The sequence below is a fragment of the Herbidospora sp. RD11066 genome, from assembly GCF_054661255.1.
Map to the genome: position 1 here is coordinate 158,942 of NZ_BAAGDO010000006.1, position 18,773 is coordinate 177,714.

15 protein-coding genes are annotated in these 18,773 nt (G+C 69.8%); 12 read left to right on the forward strand and 3 right to left on the reverse strand.

Features of this window, described 5'->3' with window-relative positions; all coding sequences use genetic code 11:
• Positions 1-61: 61 nt before the first annotated feature.
• Entirely contained in the window at positions 62-1,027 is a 966-nt protein-coding gene (locus ACYQ78_RS23600) for an MBL fold metallo-hydrolase (RefSeq protein ID WP_459803064.1), read from the forward strand.
• Entirely contained in the window at positions 1,027-2,238 is a 1,212-nt protein-coding gene (locus ACYQ78_RS23605) for a CaiB/BaiF CoA transferase family protein (RefSeq protein WP_459803378.1), read from the forward strand. Before ACYQ78_RS23600 ends, ACYQ78_RS23605 begins: the two co-directional genes overlap by 1 nt.
• Here the strand turns inward: ACYQ78_RS23605 and ACYQ78_RS23610 are convergent.
• Both ACYQ78_RS23610 and ACYQ78_RS23615 read right to left on the reverse strand, forming a co-directional pair.
• Positions 2,199-2,876 carry a GntR family transcriptional regulator gene (locus ACYQ78_RS23610; protein ID WP_459803065.1) on the reverse strand — a complete coding sequence of 226 codons (678 nt, stop codon included), beginning with the start codon at positions 2,874-2,876 and terminating at the stop codon, positions 2,199-2,201. The genes ACYQ78_RS23605 and ACYQ78_RS23610 overlap by 40 nt on opposite strands.
• A complete protein-coding gene (locus ACYQ78_RS23615; RefSeq protein ID WP_459803066.1) occupies positions 2,876-3,562 on the reverse strand; it encodes an alpha/beta fold hydrolase in 687 nt (228 codons plus the stop codon). Before ACYQ78_RS23615 ends, ACYQ78_RS23610 begins: the two co-directional genes overlap by 1 nt.
• A 61-nt stretch (positions 3,563-3,623) precedes the next feature.
• Here ACYQ78_RS23615 and ACYQ78_RS23620 point away from each other — a divergent pair, with 61 nt between their 5' ends.
• From ACYQ78_RS23620 to ACYQ78_RS23645, 6 genes are all read left to right on the forward strand, one after another.
• Complete coding sequence (locus ACYQ78_RS23620; RefSeq protein ID WP_459803067.1) at positions 3,624-4,439, forward strand: ABC transporter ATP-binding protein; 816 nt, start codon at positions 3,624-3,626, stop codon at positions 4,437-4,439.
• 40 nt (positions 4,440-4,479) lie between these two features.
• A complete protein-coding gene (locus tag ACYQ78_RS23625) occupies positions 4,480-5,499 on the forward strand; it encodes an ABC transporter substrate-binding protein (RefSeq protein ID WP_459803068.1) in 1,020 nt (339 codons plus the stop codon).
• Positions 5,480-6,253 (forward strand): ABC transporter permease, encoded by a 774-nt coding sequence (locus ACYQ78_RS23630; RefSeq protein WP_459803069.1) that lies wholly within the window; start codon positions 5,480-5,482, stop codon positions 6,251-6,253. Before ACYQ78_RS23625 ends, ACYQ78_RS23630 begins: the two co-directional genes overlap by 20 nt.
• A 91-nt stretch (positions 6,254-6,344) precedes the next feature.
• Positions 6,345-7,133, forward strand: a complete 789-nt coding sequence (locus ACYQ78_RS23635; RefSeq protein WP_459803070.1) for an ABC transporter permease — start codon at positions 6,345-6,347, stop codon at positions 7,131-7,133.
• 12 nt (positions 7,134-7,145) lie between these two features.
• On the forward strand, positions 7,146-8,846 hold the full coding sequence (locus tag ACYQ78_RS23640; protein WP_459803071.1) for a CocE/NonD family hydrolase: 1,701 nt from the start codon (positions 7,146-7,148) through the stop codon (positions 8,844-8,846).
• On the forward strand, positions 8,846-9,610 hold the full coding sequence (locus tag ACYQ78_RS23645) for an HpcH/HpaI aldolase/citrate lyase family protein (RefSeq protein WP_459803072.1): 765 nt from the start codon (positions 8,846-8,848) through the stop codon (positions 9,608-9,610). The genes ACYQ78_RS23640 and ACYQ78_RS23645 overlap by 1 nt, the downstream gene beginning before the upstream one ends.
• Before the next feature lie 1,099 nt (positions 9,611-10,709).
• Here ACYQ78_RS23645 and ACYQ78_RS23650 read toward each other — a convergent pair.
• A complete protein-coding gene (locus tag ACYQ78_RS23650; protein ID WP_459803073.1) occupies positions 10,710-12,653 on the reverse strand; it encodes a beta-galactosidase in 1,944 nt (647 codons plus the stop codon).
• A 599-nt stretch (positions 12,654-13,252) separates the two neighbouring features.
• Here ACYQ78_RS23650 and ACYQ78_RS23655 point away from each other — a divergent pair.
• The 4 genes from ACYQ78_RS23655 (at position 13,253) to ACYQ78_RS23670 (ending at position 18,762) form a co-directional block, all read left to right on the forward strand.
• Positions 13,253-15,535, forward strand: a complete 2,283-nt coding sequence (locus ACYQ78_RS23655; protein ID WP_459803074.1) for a TIM-barrel domain-containing protein — start codon at positions 13,253-13,255, stop codon at positions 15,533-15,535.
• 248 nt (positions 15,536-15,783) lie between these two features.
• Complete coding sequence (locus ACYQ78_RS23660; RefSeq protein WP_459803075.1) at positions 15,784-15,933, forward strand: hypothetical protein; 150 nt, start codon at positions 15,784-15,786, stop codon at positions 15,931-15,933.
• A 61-nt stretch (positions 15,934-15,994) separates the two neighbouring features.
• Entirely contained in the window at positions 15,995-17,491 is a 1,497-nt protein-coding gene (locus ACYQ78_RS23665) for a serine/threonine-protein kinase (RefSeq protein WP_459803076.1), read from the forward strand.
• Entirely contained in the window at positions 17,488-18,762 is a 1,275-nt protein-coding gene (locus ACYQ78_RS23670) for a serine/threonine-protein kinase (RefSeq protein ID WP_459803077.1), read from the forward strand. The genes ACYQ78_RS23665 and ACYQ78_RS23670 overlap by 4 nt, the downstream gene beginning before the upstream one ends.
• The last annotated feature ends 11 nt before the right edge of the window (positions 18,763-18,773 follow it).

The window sequence follows — 18,773 nt, forward strand, 5'->3', positions numbered from 1 at the left end:
GCATTATCTGTATCGATCATGTAATGTTCCTTCCTAATTGTGCGATGGAAGGAGCCGCCGGATGTTCCAGGCCGATTCGGTCACGGTCACGGTCCTGGTCGAGAACTGGGTGGACATGCTGCTGCCCGACGTGGAGGACCACTGCGTCAGCCGGTACGGGCTGATCGAGCACTTCGACGGCAAGAAGGTGCCGCCGCAGGCCGAGAACGGGATCAGCATGCTCGTCGAGGCGACCCGGGGACGGCACACCACCCGGGTGCTCTTCGACGCCGGTCTCACGGGCACCGTGCTGGCGCACAACATGAAGGTGCTGGGGGTGGACCCGGGCTCGATCGACCACCTGGTGATCAGCCACGGCCATCCCGACCACTTCGGCGGCGTGCACACGTTCCTCGAACTGGCCGGCCGCCGGGTGCCGGTGGCCACCCACCACGACGCCGAGCTGCCGCGTTACGCCGTCATGGGCGACGGCCGGGTCTCGCCGGTCTACAACACCGCCTTCACCTTCGGCCAGGTCGAGGCCAGCGGCGGCGCGCCCGTGCTCACGCGCGACCCGCTCGACCTCGGCTGGGGCCTCTGGACGACCGGCGAGATCCCCAGGAACGTTCCGTTCGAGGCCGCCGCGCCGCCGTTCGAGCGTGGCAAGCCGGGGCTCTACCAGGTCTCCGAGACCGGCGAGGTGCGCCGCGACGAGGTCATGGACGAAATGGGCCTGATCATCGACGTCAAGGACCAGGGCCTGGTCGTGCTCACCGGATGCGCGCACGCCGGGGTGGTCAACACGCTCACCCAGGCGAAGGCGATCGCGGGCGACAAGCCGATCCGGGCCGTGCTCGGCGGCTTCCACCTGGGGTTCCCGACCACGCCGGCGAAGAACGTGGAGCTCACCGCCGAGGCCTTCCGCGACCTGGACGTGAAGACGGTCGTACCGATGCACTGTTCGGGTCTGCGGAGCCACGCCCACATGTCCTCGGTGCTGGCCGACCGTTACGTGCAGCCATCCGTCGGGAGCGTGTTCACGTGGTGATGGACCTCGCGGGCGTGCGGGTCGTCGCCGTCGAGCAGGCGGTCGCCGTGCCGCTCTGCTCGCGGCACCTGGCCGACCTGGGGGCCGACGTGATCAAGGTCGAGCGCCTGTCGGGCGACTTCGCCCGCGACTACGACGACTTCGTCGGCGGCATGTCCAGCCACTTCGTCTGGCTCAACCGGGGCAAGCGAAGCGTCGCGCTCGACCTGAAGACCCCCGAGGGGCGGCGGGTGCTGGGCGAGCTGCTCCGCACCGCCGACGTGCTGGTCTGCAACCTGGCGCCGGGCGCCTTCGACCGGATCTTCACCGACGACGAGCTGGTCGCGCTGAACCCCCGGCTGATCAGGCTCTTTCTCAGCGGGTACGGCACCCGCGGGCCCTACGCCGATCGCAAGGCCTACGACATGCTCATCCAGGGCGAGGCCGGGGTCGTCACCGCGACGGGCACTCCTGCACAGCCGGCCAAACCGGGCGTCTCGCTGGCCGACCTGAGCGGCGGCACCTACGCGCTTTCCGCCATCACGGCGGCGCTCTACTCACGGGAGAAGACCGGGCAGGGCCAGCGCATCGACGTGGCCATGTTCGACGTGCTCCTGGAGTGGATGAGCCCGCTGCTGCTGGCCCAGTCACACGCCGGGACCGCACCGGAGCCCGCCGGGCTGAGCCACGCGAGCATCGCCCCTTATGGCCCCTATGTCTCGGCCGAGGGTGACCTGGTCCTGATCGCAGTACAGAACGAGGGTCAGTGGCGGCGGCTCTGCGAGGTCGTCGTGGGCGATCCTTCGTTGGCGCGTGATCCGGAATTCGCCCTGAACACCGACCGGCTACGGAACCGGGAGCGCCTCGAAGCGATCATCGAGGCCAGGCTCGCATCCCTGTCGACCGACGAGCTCACGGCCAGGCTCGACCAGGCGGATGTGCCCAACGCCCGCCTCAACCGGCTCCCCGACGTGCTGGAACACCCGCAGGCCAGGGCCACGGGCCGGTGGTCGGCGGTTCTGCTCCCCGATGGTGAGAAGGCGACGGTGGTCACCTCGCCGTTCCACCCCGGCGCCGCCGAGGAAGACCTCAAGGCCATTCCCGCCGTCGGCGAGCACACTGCGGAGGTGCTCGGCGAACTCGGCCTCTCGCCGGACGAGGTGGCCGAGCTGGTCTCCGCCGGAGTGGCGCGTCAGTCGTTGTCGAGTTCGAAGGGGTCGGGGACGTCGTGACCCACCAGGTGCCTGGCCAGCGCGAGGAAGCTGTTGGTCAGGTGCACCTCGGTGGCGCGGGCGAGCGCGTCGGCGTCGCCCGCGCGGGCGGCCGCCAGGATCGTGCGATGTTCCTCGGCGGCCTGGGCGCCCCGGCTCTCCACCACCTGGAGCATGTCCCACGGGAACCGCTGCCAGAGCAGCGCGACCTCTTCGCTCAGGCCGTCGTTGCCGCAGCGGTCGTAGAAGAGGAAGTGGAACCGGCGGTTCTTCTCGTTCAGCGTCGTGCGGTCGCCCGCCGCGAGCGCCGCCTCCATCTCCTCGACCAGCTTCTGGGCGAGGTCGAGATCCTTGGGAGAGAGCCGCCGGGAGGCCCGGCGCATGGCGTAGGGCTCGACCGCCATGCGCAGCAGGTAGACGGTCTTGACGCGGTCGTAGTCGGCGTCGGCGACCCGGACCCCGCGATGGGGCTCGCTGATCAGCATGCCCTCGGCCTCCAGCAGGCGCAGCGCCTCGCGGACCGGGGTGATGCTCGTCTTGAACTGGGACGCCAGCACGTCCTGCCGGATCCGGCTGCCCCGCGCGAGCTCGCCCGCCGAGATCATGCGGCGCAGTTCCGCGACGATGATGTCGCGCTTGGTGCGCGGACTGCCGGTCATCAGGTTTCCTCCTGCGCTTCGGTGGCGCGGTGAAAGGCATCGAGAACTTCGCGGAAGCCGCGAGGGTCGTCAACGTACGCGACGTGCCCGGCCACGGGAAGAGTAACGTAATCCGCCCCAAGAGTGGCCGCCAGTGATCGGGCCGCCTCCTCCGGGACGCGAACGTCATGCTCTCCTCGGAGCACCGTCGTTCTGGTGCGTGCTTGGGGAGTGCTCCAGCCCAGAGCCGCCGCCAGCGAGCTCAGCAGGCCCTCGGGGCGCATGCTCAGCATGGACGTGGCGAAGGTCTCATGGGGGCGCAGAAGCGTCGCCTCCATATAAGAGGTGGCGAACCCCTCGACGCCCCGTTCCCCAAGGATCTTCTCGGTGGCCGTCACCCGCTCCGGACCTCCGGCCGCCGGGAAACCCGCCAGAAACAGTGACGCAACGCGTTCCGGCGCGGCCTTCAGCAGTTCGAGCGCCACGAACGCGCCCAGTCCCGAGCCGGCGACATGGAATCGTGACCCGGTTTCGAGGCAGGTCGCGACCGCTTTCCGGGTCTCGAACACCTCGTCCCGCCGCATACCGTGACCAGGGAGGTCGGGCGCGGAAAACCGGCTCTGATCTGCGCCGATGACCTCGGCCCAGGTCTCCCCGGAGGCGCCCAGCGTGTGCAGGAGAAGTACAGGATGCCTCAGATCATGCATTATTAACTCTCATGACACATCACTCTTGTATAGAAGGCATCATTATGCAACAGTACGTCGCATGTCACTGCACGACCGGCGCAAAGCCTCCACGCTGACCAGCTCCGAAAGGGGCGGCGCGGCAGTCACCATCGACGGCGTCACGATGCGGTTCGGGGACCGTGTCGCGGCGACGGACATCCGGGTCGACGTCGCACCCGGCGAGATCGTCTCCGTTGTCGGGCCCTCCGGCTGCGGCAAGACGACGCTGCTCCGTGCGGTGGCCGGGCTGCTCACCCCGTCCGAGGGAAGCGTGAAGGTCGACGGCGAGACCGTCGACGGCACCCCCGACGGGGTCGGAATGGTCTTCCAGCACTTCGGGCTCTTCCCGTGGAAGACCGTCGAGGCGAACGTCGCCTACCCGCTGCGGCTGCGCGGCCTCCCCAAAGAGGAGATCGCCGTCCGCACCCGTGAGCTGATCGGAATGGTGGGCCTCTCCGGATTCGAGAAGTCCTACCCGCACCAGCTCTCCGGCGGCATGCAGCAGCGCACGGGCCTGGCCCGCGCGCTGGCCGTGCGGCCCCGGGTGCTCCTCATGGACGAGCCCTTCGGGGCGCTCGACGCGCAGACCGCAGAGGTGCTGCGCTTCGAGCTGCTCCGCATGTGGGAGGAGCACCCGATCACGATGTTGTTCGTCACGCACTCGATCGACGAGGCGGTGCTGTTCGGCGACCGGGTGGTCGTGCTGAAGGGCCGCCCCGGCAGGGTGCACGAGGTCATCGACGTCGCGCTGCCTCACCCGCGCGACCGTGCGGTGGCGAGGTCGGAGGCGTTCGCCGCGCTGCGGGAACGCGTCTGGTCTCTCGTCATGTCCCCGGACGCCGGTCAGGCGGGCTGAAAGCACAACGGTGCCTGCGGGCACCTGGGAAGGACAGCAGATGTTGTCGATCAAGCGCCTGGGAGTGGCCGCGCTGGCCATCGCCTCCCTCACGGCCCTCACCGCCTGCGGTGGCGGCTCCGACTCCTCCTCGGGCGACGGCGCGACCACCACCCTCGCGGTCGGTGTCCCCGGCATCCCCCCGGTCTTCGTGAACCTGATGGCCTACGTCGCCGAATCGAAGGGCTACTTCAAGGAGGGCGGCGTCGCCGTCACCCTGCGGCCCCTCCCGACCGGCGCCGACGTCGGCCGCGCCATCCAGAGCAAGGAGCTCGACGGCGGCATCATCGGCACCTCCGGCGCGGTCGCGCTGCGCGCCTCCGGCGGCAACGTGGTGGCCATCCTCGGCAACGAGAACCCGTCGTTCCTCATCGCCTCCTCCGACCCCAAGGTCACCGACTGCGCCTCCCTCAAGGGCAAGACCATCGCCGTCGACGGCGCGGGCGCCCCCAAGGCCCTGTCGGTCAACCAGATGATCGGTTCCTGCGGCCTCGCGCCGACCGACATCACCACCGTCAACGTCGGCGGCCCCCAGTCGGTCGACGCGATGATCGCGGGCCAGGTCGACACCGCCGTCCTGCACCCCGACGAGCTGGCCGCCGTCAACGAGAAGACCCAGGCCCACGAGGTGGTCGCGCTGGCCAAGGTCGACCCGACCTCGCACTACACGATGCTGGTCACCCGCCAGGACGAACTCGGCGACGGCGGCAAGCGCCCCGCCTGGGTGAAGACGGTGGCGGCCATCCACAAGGCGATCACGTACATCAACGACCCGGCCAACGCCGACGAGGTCTCGCAGATCGCCGCCACCATGACCAAGCGCACGCCCGAGATCTCCAAGGTCGCGCTGGGCCAGTTCATCGGCATCAAGTTCTGGCCGACCGACGCGGGCCTCGCTCGTGACCGGGTCGACCACGCGGTCGAGGCACAGGTGAAGGCCGGGAACGTGGCCGCCGACAAGGCGCCCAAGTACGACGACTTCGTCGACCTCACGGTGTTCGATGAAGCGCTCGGGAAGTGACTCACGCCCCCGCGCGATCGGGGTCTCGCTGGCCGGTCTCCTGCTCGGGCTGATCGCCTGGCAGATCGCCGGCCAGCGGGACCCGGTCCTGCTGGCCACCCCGGTCAGGTCGTTCGAGGCGCTGGCCGGGATGGTGTCCGACGGGACCCTCCCGGCCGCCCTGCTCGACACCGGCCTGCTGTTCCTGGTCGGCCTGGCCGCCGCGATCGTCGGCGGGGTCGGCTACGGCCTGGTCCTGTCGCGGTCGAAGGCGCTGCGGGGGAGCACCGGCTGGCTGGTGTTCGCCTTCCAGTCGGTGCCGATCGTGGCGCTGGCGCCGCTGATCCTGGCGGCGTTCGGGTTCGGGTTCGGCGCCAAGACGCTCGTGGTGTTCCTGAGCGCGGTCTTCCCGATCCTGATCAACACGGTCGAGGGCGCCAAGCACGCGCCGAAGACCCTGCTCGAAGTGGCGAAGGTGCACCGCAGCGGCGAGTGGCCTCTCTGGCGGGACGTGCTGATCCCGCACACCCTTCCCTACGCGATGAGCGGGATCCGGCAGGGCATCGCGATGGCGTTCGTCGGGACGTTCATCGCCGAGTTCTTCCTCCAGGCCACCGGCATCGGCGGCCTGCTGCTGTCGGCCTCGGCCCGGTTCGACTCGGCGACGGTGCTGGGCCTGACAGTCCTGGTGTCGGTGATCGCGGCCCTGCTCATGGGCCTGGGCCGCCGGTTGGAAAAGGCGTTCGCGCCGTGGCGTGAAGGGAGCACGGAGTGAGCTGCCCTGTCTCGCTGGGAAATATGCCGATTTGCTCGCGCCGGATCCGGACCGCTCCGGCTTCGGGAGACATGGCCTTGGGGGGTGCCCGGTGACCGCTTTGGCTTCGCGGGAAAGATCCCTCCGCCTGCCCAGAGACCTGGCCGGCAAGGTCGTCGCCGTCGTGGTGCTCCTCGGGGCGTGGCAGATCGCCGGGTCGACGTTCCTGCCCGACTACCTGCCCACCCCCCTCGGGGTGATCACCGAGGCGGTTCCGACGCTGACCTCCTCGGCGTTCCTCACCGCGCTCGGCGAGACCGTGGGCGCCGTGCTGCTCGGGCTGGTGCTCGGGTGCATCCCGGGGACCGCCGCGGGTCTGCTCATCGGCCGGATCACCTGGCTGCGGCAGATCAGCACCCCGTACATCAGCGGGCTCTACGCCATGCCGATGCTGGCGATCGTGCCGATGGCGACGATCTGGTTCGGCTACAACAACGTCACCCGGGTGATCGTGATCGCCCTGTCGGCGTTCCTGCCCTGTGCCGTCTCCACGGCCGACGGCGCCCGGTCGCTGCCGGCCAACCTGGGCGACGTCGCCCGGGTGCTCAACGTGCCGCGCGGGCGGTTCGTGCTCGACTTCGTGCTGCCCTCGGCGCTGCCGTTCGCGGTGGCCGGGGTGCACATCGCCGTCGGGCGGGCCCTCGTCGGCGCCGCCGCCGTCGAGTTCCTGGCCAACATCGACGGACTGGGCACGTTCATCCTGACCAACGCACGGTCGTTCGCCCAGAACCAGGCGTTCGTGGGCGTGGCCGTGCTCGCCCTCCTCGGCGTGCTCGCCCGCGCCGGAACCGAACGGCTGATCCGGCGCGTCGCGCCGTGGCAGCAGACCCACCAGGACTAGGAGCCCTGCCCAATGATCGTCGAATGGGACGTACCGATCGAGACCGACGACGGAGTCGTCCTGCGCGCGGACGTCTTCCGGCCCGACGCCCCCGGCCGCTACCCGGTCGTCCTCACCTACGGGCCCTACGCGAAGGGCCTCTCCTTCCAGGAGGGCTACCCGAGCGCCTGGAACAAGATGGCCGCCGAACACCCCGACGCGCTCGAGGGTTCGTCCAACGTCTACCAGGCGTGGGAGGTCGTCGACCCGGAGAAGTGGGTCCCCGACGGCTATGTCTGTGTACGTGTGGATTCGCGCGGCGCGGGAGCCTCCCCGGGCGTGATCGACTGCTTCTCGCCGCGTGAGACCCGCGACTACTACGAGTGCGTCGAGTGGGCCGGGACCCAGGAGTGGAGCAACGGCAGGGTCGGCCTGAACGGCATCTCCTACTTCGCCATGAACCAGTGGCACGTCGCCTCGCTCCAGCCGCCCCACCTGGCGGCGATCATCGTGTGGGAGGGCGCGGCCGACTGGTACCGCGACGCCACCCACCACGGCGGCATCCGCACCACGTTCTGGGACAACTGGTACGGGATGCAGGTCACGACCGTCCAGCACGGTCTCGGCGAGAACGGCCCGCGCAACCCCGTCACCGGCGCCCTCGCCACCGGCACCGAGACCCTCACCGACGACGAACTGGCCGCCAACCGGGCCGACCTGGGCGGCAGTATCCAGGCCCACCCGCTCGACGACGCCTACCATCGCGAGCGGTCACCTTCCTGGGATCGGGTGACCGTCCCCGTGCTGTCGGCGGGGAACTGGGGCGGCCAGGGGCTGCACCTGCGCGGGAACACCTACGGCTATCTGCGGGCCGCCTCCGAGCACAAGTGGCTGGAGATGCACGGCGACACCCACTGGTCGCTCTTCTACGCCGACTACGGCGTCGACCTGCAGAAACGCTTCTTCGGCCACTTCCTGGCGGGGGAGGACACGGGCTGGGCGAAGCAGCCGCCCGTGCAGTTGCAGGTCCGCCATGTCGACGCCACGTTCACGCCCCGCTTCGAGGAGGCGTGGCCGATTCCGCGTACACAATGGACCCGGCATTACCTCAACGCCTCACTTTTGAGTTTGGGAGAGCCGTCGGCGCCCGCGCAGGTCACCTACGACGCGACCGGGCGGGGTGTCCAGTTCGAGCTGCCCGCGCTGACCGAGGCGACCGAGATCACCGGCCCGCTGGCGGCCAAGCTCTTCGTGTCGTCGTCGACCACGGACGCCGACCTGTTCCTGGTGGTCAGGGTGTTCGCCCCCGACGGGGAGGAGGTCGCCTTCCAGGGCGCGCTCGACCCGCACACGCCGGTCGCGCAGGGCTGGCTGCGGGCCTCCCACCGCGCACTCGACGCCGAGCTGTCGCAGCCCTGGCTGCCGGTGCACACCCACACGGACCCGACCCCCCTGGTTCCGGGTGAGATCTACGAGCTCGACGTGGAGATCCTGCCGACCTGCCTGGTCGTCCCCGAGGGATACCGGATCGTGCTGGAGGTCCGCGGCCGCGACTACGAACACGACAAACCTGCCGGCCACCTGTCGAACCTCCGCAACCCGCTCAAGGGCTGCGGCCCGTTCCTCCACGACGACCCCGCCGACCGCCCGGCCGAGGTCTTCCACAACGAGGTGACCCTCCACACGGGCGGCGACCACGCCTCCTACCTGCTGCTTCCCGTGGTACCCGGCTGATGGTCCGAGCCGCGCTGTTCGTCCCCGGCGATCGTCCCGACCGCTTCCCCAAAGCGGCCGCCGCCGGGGCCGACGCGATCATCCTCGACCTGGAGGACGCCGTAGCCCCCGCTGCCAAGGTCAGAGCCCGCGCGGAGGTCCGGGCGTGGCTGGCGGCGGGCGGTCCCGGTCTTGTACGCATCAACGCCTGCGGCACCGAATGGCACACCGACGACGTGGCTCTGGTCGAGGAATTCGGCTGCGCCGTGATGATCCCCAAAGCCGAATCGCCCGAGGACGTCTTCGGCACGGCCTACCCCTTGATCGAGACCGCGACGGGTCTCCTGAACGCCCGCGAGATCTGCGCCGCGCCAGGCGTGGTCGCTCCCGCCTTCGGCAGCGTCGACCTGGCGGCCCAACTGGGCGTCGACCCCGCTGACCGCATGGCCCTCTGGCATTTCCGCTCGACGCTGGTCCTGGCCGCCGCGTCGGCCGGCGTGGACCCACCTCTGGACGGGGTCACCACCGACCTGACCTCGCCCGAGGCGCTGCGCGACGACGCGGCCCACGCGGCTGCGCTCGGCTTCGGCGGAAAACTCTGCATCCACCCGAAGCAGATCGCCCCTGTAGTGGCCGCCTTCACCCCCTCGGCGGAGCACCTCGCCTGGGCCCGGGAGGTCCTGGCCGCCTCGACCGGGGGAGTGGGCGTGGTACGCGGCCAGATGATCGACAAACCGGTTGTCGACCGCGCCCGCCGCCTGTTGAGAAATGAGGGCAATCCGTAGGGCGAACGGCTCCGAAGCGGTGGGGGAGGCGGGTGACGACCGTGTTCAGGCACAATCGTCACCCCCGGAACCCCGCAACGGGGTGACGGCCGGTTCAGGCGGTCGTCACTCCGGCACCTGCTGGGGTGGCGGCCGAGTTCAGGCGGTCGTCCACACCCGGGAGCAGTTCGGGCGTGATGGCCGTGTTCAGGCGGACATCACACCTGGCTGAGCGGTTTCGGGATGGCGGCCGTGTTCAGGCGGTCGCTACTCCCGGAAAGCAGTTCTGGCGTGATAGCCGTTTTGGGCGGTCATCACGCCGAGAGAGCGGTTTGGGCGTGGCGGCCGTGTTCAGGCGGTCGTCACTCCCGAGGGAGCTGTTCGGGCGCGATGGCCGTGTTCAGGCGGTCGTCGCGCCAGGCAAAACGGTTTCGGGATGGCGGCCGTGTTCAGGCGGTCGTTACTCCCGGAAAGCAGTTCCGGGGTGATGGCCGTGTTCAGGCGGACATCACCCCGGCACCCGCGAGGGCGTGGCGGCCGGTTCAGGCGGTCGCCGCTCCCTGGAAAGCGGATCGGGCGTGATGGCCGTGTTCAGGCGGACATCACACCCGGAAAGACGTTCGGGATGGCGATCGAGTTCAGGAACGACCGTCATTCCGGTGAAGCGGTTTCGAGGTGGTGGCCGTGTTCAGGCGGTCGCCGCTCCCGAGAGGCGCGGTTCTGGGGTGACGACCGTGTTCAGGCACAGCCGTCACCCCGGGAACCATGCAGGGGGTGGTGGCTGTGTTCAGGCAGCCGTCATCCCCGTCGAGCATGTGGCGGGGAGGTGACCGTGTTCAGGCACGGTCGTCACCCCGTCACCGTGGTGCCGTCGCGCGGCGCGCCGATTGCCGCGCGGCTTCCACTGAGGGATACGCCGTTCAGGCGACCGTGGTCGGGCCATTCGTGCGGGGAAATCGGATGATTTTGGCATCGCGGTACGCTCGCAGGTCAATGACCGTGGAATCGCCCCTGATGTCACGGCCAGTCGCGCGGCGGCGTAGCGCCGACGTGATGTCTCTGACCTTCGCTAGCGATGGCACCACCTTGAGCATCGTTCTCCCCCGCCGTGATGGTTCCCTTACCTCTCACCATGTGTACCGCTTGAATCGTAAGAGGGGCGTAAAAGGCAGGTCAGAAGCCCTTCATAGGCTTTGTCGGCCAATCGGGTGGACAGGTACCAGGCCTTACCGAAACGCGTCACGGCGGGCGTTCCGTCCGGATAGGTGACGATCGCTTCGGCGCCGTCGAGCCGGATCTCCTCGCTCCAGAGCGAGCCCTCCGAGCCATCCGAGAGGGTGAGCGGCTCGGCGAGGGGGCGATGCTCCTTGATCGTGATCCCGAACGCGGGAAGGTGCCCACCGAGCCGCACTCGGAGATGCTCGTCGGTGACGGCCGAGAAGTAGGACATCAGAACCGTGCCCCCACAGGCGGCCAGATTGGCCATGGCCCGGTCGGTGATCGGTAGCAGGCTGGGCACGATGACCAGGCGATAGGGCGATAAATCGTGCTCCGGGTGGGCGAAGGCGACGTGGTGTCCGGCCCGATAGAGGAGCCGATGTGGCTGTTTGACCGCTTCCAGGTAGTCGAGATCCCGCGAGGGTAGCCCGCGATTCTGTAGCGCCCACCACGCCTCGTCATCCCAGATGATCGCGACATCCGGATGCTTCCGTGTTCCTGATGCGGAAAGCCAGGTCGAAGCCTGGCCCTCAATGTTTGCGCCTTGCGGGGATTCCGGTTCGCCCGTGTCCGCCTTTGCGGGGAGCCATTGGGCGGCCTGGGCTTGCGTGGCCTCCCCGGCTTCGGGGTTCTCTGGGTCGGAATTCTCTACGCCCGGCTTCCCTGCGTTGGGGCTCCCTGCGCTAGGGCCTTGGTTCTCAGGACGTGGTGATTTGGTGGGTTCGGGCTGGGTGTTGCCTCTCGTGGCGAGGGTCTGGCCCAAGGCGATGATCTCGTGGAAGGTGCGGGTGTCCGGGCCGGCGTGGGGGAGCATGCCGTGGTGCCACTGTTCGGCGCCGCCTCGGGAGGCACGCCATTGGAAGAACAGGGCGCCGATCGAGCCGCGTTCGATGTGGATCAAGGTGGTTCGGGTCAGGTCGCCGGGTGGGCGGGGGATCGTGCGGTCGCGGGTGTATTCGACGGCCGCCGCCTGTTCCATCAGGATCCACGGCTTCTCGCCGGCCCACGATCGGGCCAGGTCGGCGGCGAAGGCCGACTCTTCGGCCAGGTCGCCCGTCGGGTAGTCGTCGATGGCCAGCAGGTCGACCTCGCGGGCCCACTTCCAGTGGTCGACGGGCACCCAGGCACCGAAGGCGAAGTTCGTGGTGATCGGTTTCCCCGTCGGGCGCAGGAGGTCGCGCTGCTCGGTGAAGTGGGCGAGCATCTCGTCGGAGAGGAACCGGCGGAAATCGAGCACCTGTGACGGGTTCGGCAGCCATTGGGTGGCTCTGGGCGGCAGGATCTCGTCCCAGTCGGAGTAGCCCTGCGACCAGAACGCCGTGGTCCAGCGCTCGTTGAGGGTGGCCAGGTCGCCGTGCCGGTTGCGTAGCCACGTCCGGAAGGCGGTGGCCACGTGGTCGCAATGGCACCAGGTGCCGTATTCGTTGTGCACATGCCACATCGCCAGCGCCGGGTGCCCGCCGTAGCGGTCGGCCAGCGCCGCCGCCAGTTCCTTCGAAGCCGCTCTGTACGCCGGTGCGCTCACACAGTAGGTGTCCCGGCTGCCGTGGCTGAGGCGGGTGCCGTCGGCGGTGACCGTCAACGTGTCAGGAAATTTCCGGCCGAACCACGGTGGCGGTGACGCCGTCGGCGTGGCCAGGTTGACCTGGATGTCGTTGTCGTGGAGCAGGTCGATGACGCGGTCGAGCCAGCCGAACTCCCAGCGTCCAGGCGCGGGCTGGAGGCTGCTCCATGAGAAGACGCCCAGCGTGACGAGGTTGACCTTGGCCCGGCGCATGAGGGCGACGTCTTCGTGCCAGACGTGCTCGGGCCACTGCTCGGGGTTGTAGTCGCCGCCGAAGTACATGGCCCCCCTTGCCTCCTTGTTTGTTTGGTGTTCAAACTAATTACCCATGAAAAGCCATGTCAACCGGGAAGAGACCATGGTCACCGGCAACGCACCCTCGTCGGCGCCCTGAAGGTGACGCTCCCCACGAACGCCTCTTCCTGCCGGTGACCCCGCCCGTTGCGCCACCGCCGACCGCCGGAATCTTGGCCGAACTGCGGTCGCTGCTGTACACGGGGGAGTGCCAGCGCGCGGCTGACCGGGTTGCCGAGGTGGCCGGCGGAGGAACTCCGGTGGATCGACCCGTTCGTCGGCGCGGGCACGCTGGCCTTCCGCCCGGCGCAAGCTTCCGGCGCGTACGAGCGCAAGACGACGTTCGCAACCGGGCTGGTCACGCAAACGACGGGCGGCCTGACGCAAGACGTCTTCGCCTCCCGTGCCAACCACGTGGTCGTCATTCGGCCCGTCGATCGACGGAGTGCTGTCCCTGAACCAGCTCGACGGGAGTGCGGCCCGGGAGCTCGCCTTGCCCTGACCGGCGCGCGAACACCCGCGTTGACGTTTGTTGGGATGGACGGCAAACTAATTCACAGACAGCCCCAACGCGTTGGAGTGCAGCGATGCCGTATCGCCCCCCGTTGATCGCGCGCGAGTACTTCGTCGCCGACCCTCCCGAGCTGCCCCTCCGGCGGCACGGCGAAGGTGGGCTCGCGAGTCTGGCGCGGGCCGAGGTGGTGGCCACCGACGGGAGTGGTGTCACCCTCAAGGGGGTCACGACGACCGAGGAGTCGCTCGTCGTCCAGGTGAGCGCCGCCGGCGACGGGATCATCCGGGTCAAACTGAGCGAACAGGCCGACGCCCGCACCCGGTCGGCGCGGGCCCTCAGACTGACCCGGCCCGTCGAGGCCGCCGCCGAGGTGACCGTCGGCGACGAGCGGGTGGTCGTCGACGCGGGGGCCGTCAAGGCCGAGATCCGCCTGAACCCCTGGAACCTGCGCTTCACCGACCCGAGCGGGCGGACCCTGACCGAACAGGACCCCGGCCGTCCTGATATTTCGGGACGTGTTCGCACCCTCCCGTTCGGCCGGTCCCAGGCTGACGGGGTGACCGTCGCTTATCACGAGACGTTCCTGGTCCCGGCCGACGAGGCGTTCACGGGGTTCGGGGAGTCGTTCACGCCGCTCGACAAACGCGGGCAACGGCCGCTGATGTGGAACTTCGACGCCTTCGGGGCGGAGTCGCAGCGGGCGTACAAGAACGTGCCCTTCTACCTGTCCAGCCGGGGCTACGGGATCGTCGTCGACAGCGGCATGCCGGTCGAGTTCGACATGTGCCAGACGACCCACAGCGACGTGCAGATCGTGGTGCCCGACGACCTGATCGACTACTACGTCCTCGGCGGCCCTACCCCCGCCGACGTGCTGCGGCGGTTGCACGCGCTGACCGGGCCCGCGGTGCTGCCGCCCAAGTGGGCGTTCGGGTCGTGGATCTCCTCGGGGTTCTTCCGGGACAGCCAGGAGCGGGTGCTCGACCGGGCCCGCAAGATTCGTGAACGCGGCATTCCGTGTGACGTGCTGCATCTCGACACGTTCTGGCAGATCGACGGGCACTGGTCCGATCTGCGGTGGGACCGGGACGCCTTCCCCGACCCCGAGGGGATGCTGGCCGAGCTCGGGCGGCAGGGGTTCAAGGTCTGTCTCTGGATGAACCCGTACATCTCGCATCTGAGCCCGGGCTTCGAGGAGGCGGCGAGCAGCGGATACCTCCTGCTGACCCGCGACGGCGAGGCCTACGTGGCCGACGCCTGGCACGGGTCCTACCCGGCCTGCGGGATCGTCGACTTCACCAACCCCGCTGCGCGCGTCTGGTTCCGTGGCCTGCTGAAAGGGCTGCTGGAGCAGGGTGTGCAGGTGTTCAAGACCGACTTCGCCGAAGGGGTGCCGGCCAACGCGGTCGCCTACAACGGGATGACCGGGACCGAACTGCACAACGTCTACTCGCTGATGTTCAACGACCTGGTCGCCGAGGTGACCCGCGAGGTCGCCGGACACGGCCTGGTCTGGGCGCGGTCGTCCTACCTGGGCGGGCAGCGGCACCCGGCGCAGTGGAGCGGCGACGTCGACGCGACCTATCCGGCGATGGGCAGCACCATCCGGGGCGGGCTCTCGCATGGTCTGTCCGGCATCGCGTTCTGGAGCCACGACGCGGGCGGTTTCACCGGAACGCCCACGCCTGATCTCTTCGTGCGGTGGGCGCAGTTCGGGGCGCTCTCTCCGCTGGTGCGCTTCCACGGGACCACCAGCCGCGAGCCGTGGGAGTTCCCCGAGCACGCCGAACGCGGCGCGGTCGAGGCGCTGCGGCTGCGCTACCGGCTGATGCCCTACCTCTACTCGACGGCGATCGAGGCGGTGGAGACGGGCCTGCCGATCATGCGGGCGCTGTGCGTCGACCGGCCCGACGACCCGGTGAGCTGGCAGGCCGACCTCGAATACCTCCTCGGCCCCGACCTGCTCGTCGCCCCCATGACCTCGGCCGACGGCACCCGGGACGTCTACCTCCCGGCCGGGACCTGGGTCGACCACTGGACCGGCGAACACCTCACCGGCGGCCGCCACCTCCGCGTCTCCCCGCCCCTGCACCGCATTCCCCTGTACGGCCGCCACGGCGCCGTCATCCCCACGACCGCGACCCCGGGGGTGACCGTGACCGACAGCCCGGAGATCTCCCTGCTCGTGTACGGCCTTCCCGACGGCGAAAGCCGCACCGTGGTCCGCGATGACGACGGGGAGACGCTCGTGATCGCCGTACACGAAGAGGGAAGGCTGGTCGTGCGGTCGGAGGGCCCGAAGACGGTCGTCGGGGTCGAGATCATCGGCGGCTCGGCGGAGATCGTCATCGAGTAGGTCCGGAATCAAGGCTTTACCCAAGATCACGTTCGAGTAGGGCGACCGATGTCGCCAAGATTCGCAGCTTCTATGGCGGATTGAGCCTGTTCGACACCGGGGGTGGGGACTCCGTCGACTTCGAGATGGATTTCCCCTACGACTCCGACTCTGGGTATGTCCGCTTCGAGCGGTGGAGTGGGCTACCCCCGTGTCATGAAGCCTGCACGCGTGTCGGACAGGGCCGGGTCCTCGTGCCCTCCGGGGTCGTGGAGGTGCGTAACGGGTTCGACCTCGATGTGCCAGGTTATGGGTTCGACCTCGAACAAGCTGGAGCGCAATGGTCCATCCGAGTGGACCGTCACATCATCGCTGAGCTGCCGATGCTCACCTATTTCGTGATCCGCTTCTGGCCATAGAGCTGGAGCGGGGTTCACGAATGGTCAAATCGGGTGGGTCCGGTTTCGCTATTCTCCCGCTATGGCCGAATCGATCGGGGAACGACTGGCCTCCCGATATCTCCTGTTGCGTCCCCTCGGCGCCGGTGGCATGGGCACCGTCTGGCTGGCGCGGGACGAGTTCCTCGATCGCGAGGTCGCGGTCAAGGAACTGCGGGTTCCCGAGGGCATGGGGGAGCGGGAGCGGGCGGAGCTCGTCACCCGGGTGATGCGCGAGGCCGAGGTGACCGCACGGCTGCGGCACCCGGCCGTCGTCGCCGTGCACGACGTCCTGGTCGAGGACGGCCGTCCCTGGATCGTCATGGAGCGGCTCAACGGGCGCTCGCTCGCGGCTGAGATCGCCGCCCACGGGAGCGTGCAGCCGGGCGCGGTCGCCGAGGTCGGGGCCCGGATGGTCGACGCGCTGGCCGCCGCGCACGCCCACGGGGTGCAGCACCGCGACGTGAAGCCCGCGAACGTGTTCCTCACCGCCGACGGGCGGGTCGTGCTGACCGACTTCGGCATCGCGCGGCAGGCCGACACGACCCACCTCACCGGCGACGGGATGCTGATCGGGTCGCCGGGCTACATCGCGCCGGAGCGGCTCGAAGGCCACCCGGGCGGGCCCGCTTCGGACCTCTGGTCGCTCGGGGCGACGCTGTACACGGCTCTGGAGGGGGTGGCGCCGTACCGGGGGAATCAGGTTCAGGTCATCCAGGACACGCTGACCACACCCGTGCCCCTCCCGCGCACCACCGGGCCGCTCGGCACGCTGATCACGTGGCTGATGGCGCGCGATCCGGCCGACCGGCCCGACGCCGCGACCGCCGGGCGGCTGTTCCAGGAGATCGTCAAGGGCGGGAACCCGCAGATCGCCCCGCCGAAGCGGCAGCGCAGGATCCCGTGGGTCGCGGTGGCGGCCGGGCTCGTCGCGGTCGTCGCGGCGGCCGTGGTCGTCGTGGCCCCCTGGGAGACCACCGGCGAGAGCGCCGCCGCCGAGCGGAAGCGGCCGCCGGCGCCCGTGTTCGAGCAGGCCGTCGACCTGTGCCGGGTCGTCTCCGCCGACCAGGTCAAGGCGTTACTCGGGCAGCCCGCCCGGCCGACGGAGATCAAGGGCGGCTGCCAGTGGACGACGAAGGGCACCGGCCTGCGCCTGGAGCCCGCCACCGACTCCGACACCGCGAACTGGTGGGACCTCACGCCCGAAGCGGCCCGTTCCCTGTACGGCGGCATCCAGCGCCGGGTCGCCAACATGCCCCGTGACTCGTCCTTCATCTGGTACGAGATCGGCGCCAACCGCCGCCTGCCCACCGTCACCTCGACGGTCCGCCCGCTCGAAGGCGTCGGCGAGGAGGCGTTCACCTGGGACATCACCTCGGCCGAAGGCCGTCTCATCGGCGTGGACGTCTACTTCCGCGTCGGCGACTTCGTCGGCTGGTTCGAGTACGCCGACCTGGGCGACCGCACCGCCGACCAGATCCGCGACGGAGCCACGACCGGGGCCCGCGCCGCCGCCGACGCGCTGTGGGGCCACGCGTGACGCTGCTCGCCGGGCGCTACCGGCTCGCCGAACCCCTCGGGAAGGGCGGCGCGGGCACCGTCTGGCGCGCCCACGACGAGCTGCTCCGGCGTGAGGTCGCGGTCAAGCAGATGCGCATCCCGAGCGATCTCGGGCCCGGTGAGCTGGCCGAATACACCTCCCGCGCGATCGGGGAGGCGCGCGCGGCGGGGAAGCTCAACCATCCGTCGATCGTGAAGATCCACGACGTGGTGCCCCACGACGGCGCGCCGTGGATCGTGATGGACCTCGTGCCGGGAACGTCCCTCGACAAGCTGCTGCCGCTCCCGAGTGGCCGGGTCGCCGAGATCGGTCTCTCGATCCTGGACGCCCTCGAACTCGCCCACGCCCACGGCATCCTGCACCGCGACGTCAAACCGGCCAACGTGCTGGTCGGCGACGACGGGCGGGCCATGCTGGCCGACTTCGGCATCGCGGCGCCGTTCGGGGCGGACCCCGCCGACGGGTCGGGGTCGCCGGCGTACATGGCTCCGGAGCGGTTCCGGGGGCTGCCCGCCGGGCCGCCGTCGGACCTGTGGTCGCTCGGCGCCACCCTCTACGCGGCCGTGGAGGGCCGCGGCCCCTTCCACCGCAACCTGCCCGCCGCCGTCGTGGCGGCCGTCGTCATGCACGATCCGCCCCCGATGGCGCAGGCCACCCCCGCGCTCGCCCGCGCGGTCGGCGCGCTCCTCGCCAAGGATCCCGCCCACCGCCCCCCGGCGGCGACCACCCGCCACCTGCTGCGGGACGCCGTCGCCGCCGTCCCGCCCCGCCCCCGGCGCACCGGCCGGTGGGCGCTCGCCGCCGCCCTCACGATCGGCGTCGGCGTCGGCGCCGGATGGGCCGCCTCGCAGTTCACCGCCGACGACCCGGCCGTCACCCCGAGCCGGTTCGCCGCGGCACCCGACGCCTGCCAGAGCCTGACCACCGCGCAGATCACCCGTCTGCTCGGCACCCAGGCCGACGCCGAGCCGACGAGCGACGGCGGCTGCCGCTGGATCAACCGGTCCGGCGGCACCGAAGTCGTGGTCGGCTACCGCCTCACCACCGGAACCGCCCAGGCCCGCCCCGACGGCGCCGAAGACCTGACGGGCGTCGCCGACGAGGCATACGTGGCACCCACCGACGGCGGCGCCACCGTCTGGTTCCGGAGAAACAACCTGTCCGCCCAGGTCACCTACAAGTCGCCCGGCGACGACAGCAGGGAGCGCGCCCGCCAGGCCGCCCAGCTCGTCGCGGCCGGAATCGGCTGACCAAGGAGTCC

Coding starts and splice junctions, on each gene's coding strand:
- ACYQ78_RS23625 (WP_459803068.1), top strand. CDS start 4,480: ATGTTGTCGATCAAGCGCCTGGGAGTGGCCGCGCTGGCCATCGCCTCC.
- ACYQ78_RS23645 (WP_459803072.1), top strand. CDS start 8,846: ATGGTCCGAGCCGCGCTGTTCGTCCCCGGCGATCGTCCCGACCGCTTC.
- ACYQ78_RS23615 (WP_459803066.1), bottom strand. CDS start 3,562: ATGCATGATCTGAGGCATCCTGTACTTCTCCTGCACACGCTGGGCGCC.
- ACYQ78_RS23620 (WP_459803067.1), top strand. CDS start 3,624: ATGTCACTGCACGACCGGCGCAAAGCCTCCACGCTGACCAGCTCCGAA.
- ACYQ78_RS23610 (WP_459803065.1), bottom strand. CDS start 2,876: ATGACCGGCAGTCCGCGCACCAAGCGCGACATCATCGTCGCGGAACTG.
- ACYQ78_RS23600 (WP_459803064.1), top strand. CDS start 62: ATGTTCCAGGCCGATTCGGTCACGGTCACGGTCCTGGTCGAGAACTGG.
- ACYQ78_RS23605 (WP_459803378.1), top strand. CDS start 1,027: ATGGACCTCGCGGGCGTGCGGGTCGTCGCCGTCGAGCAGGCGGTCGCC.
- ACYQ78_RS23650 (WP_459803073.1), bottom strand. CDS start 12,653: ATGTACTTCGGCGGCGACTACAACCCCGAGCAGTGGCCCGAGCACGTC.
- ACYQ78_RS23665 (WP_459803076.1), top strand. CDS start 15,995: ATGGCCGAATCGATCGGGGAACGACTGGCCTCCCGATATCTCCTGTTG.
- ACYQ78_RS23655 (WP_459803074.1), top strand. CDS start 13,253: ATGCCGTATCGCCCCCCGTTGATCGCGCGCGAGTACTTCGTCGCCGAC.
- ACYQ78_RS23630 (WP_459803069.1), top strand. CDS start 5,480: ATGAAGCGCTCGGGAAGTGACTCACGCCCCCGCGCGATCGGGGTCTCG.
- ACYQ78_RS23640 (WP_459803071.1), top strand. CDS start 7,146: ATGATCGTCGAATGGGACGTACCGATCGAGACCGACGACGGAGTCGTC.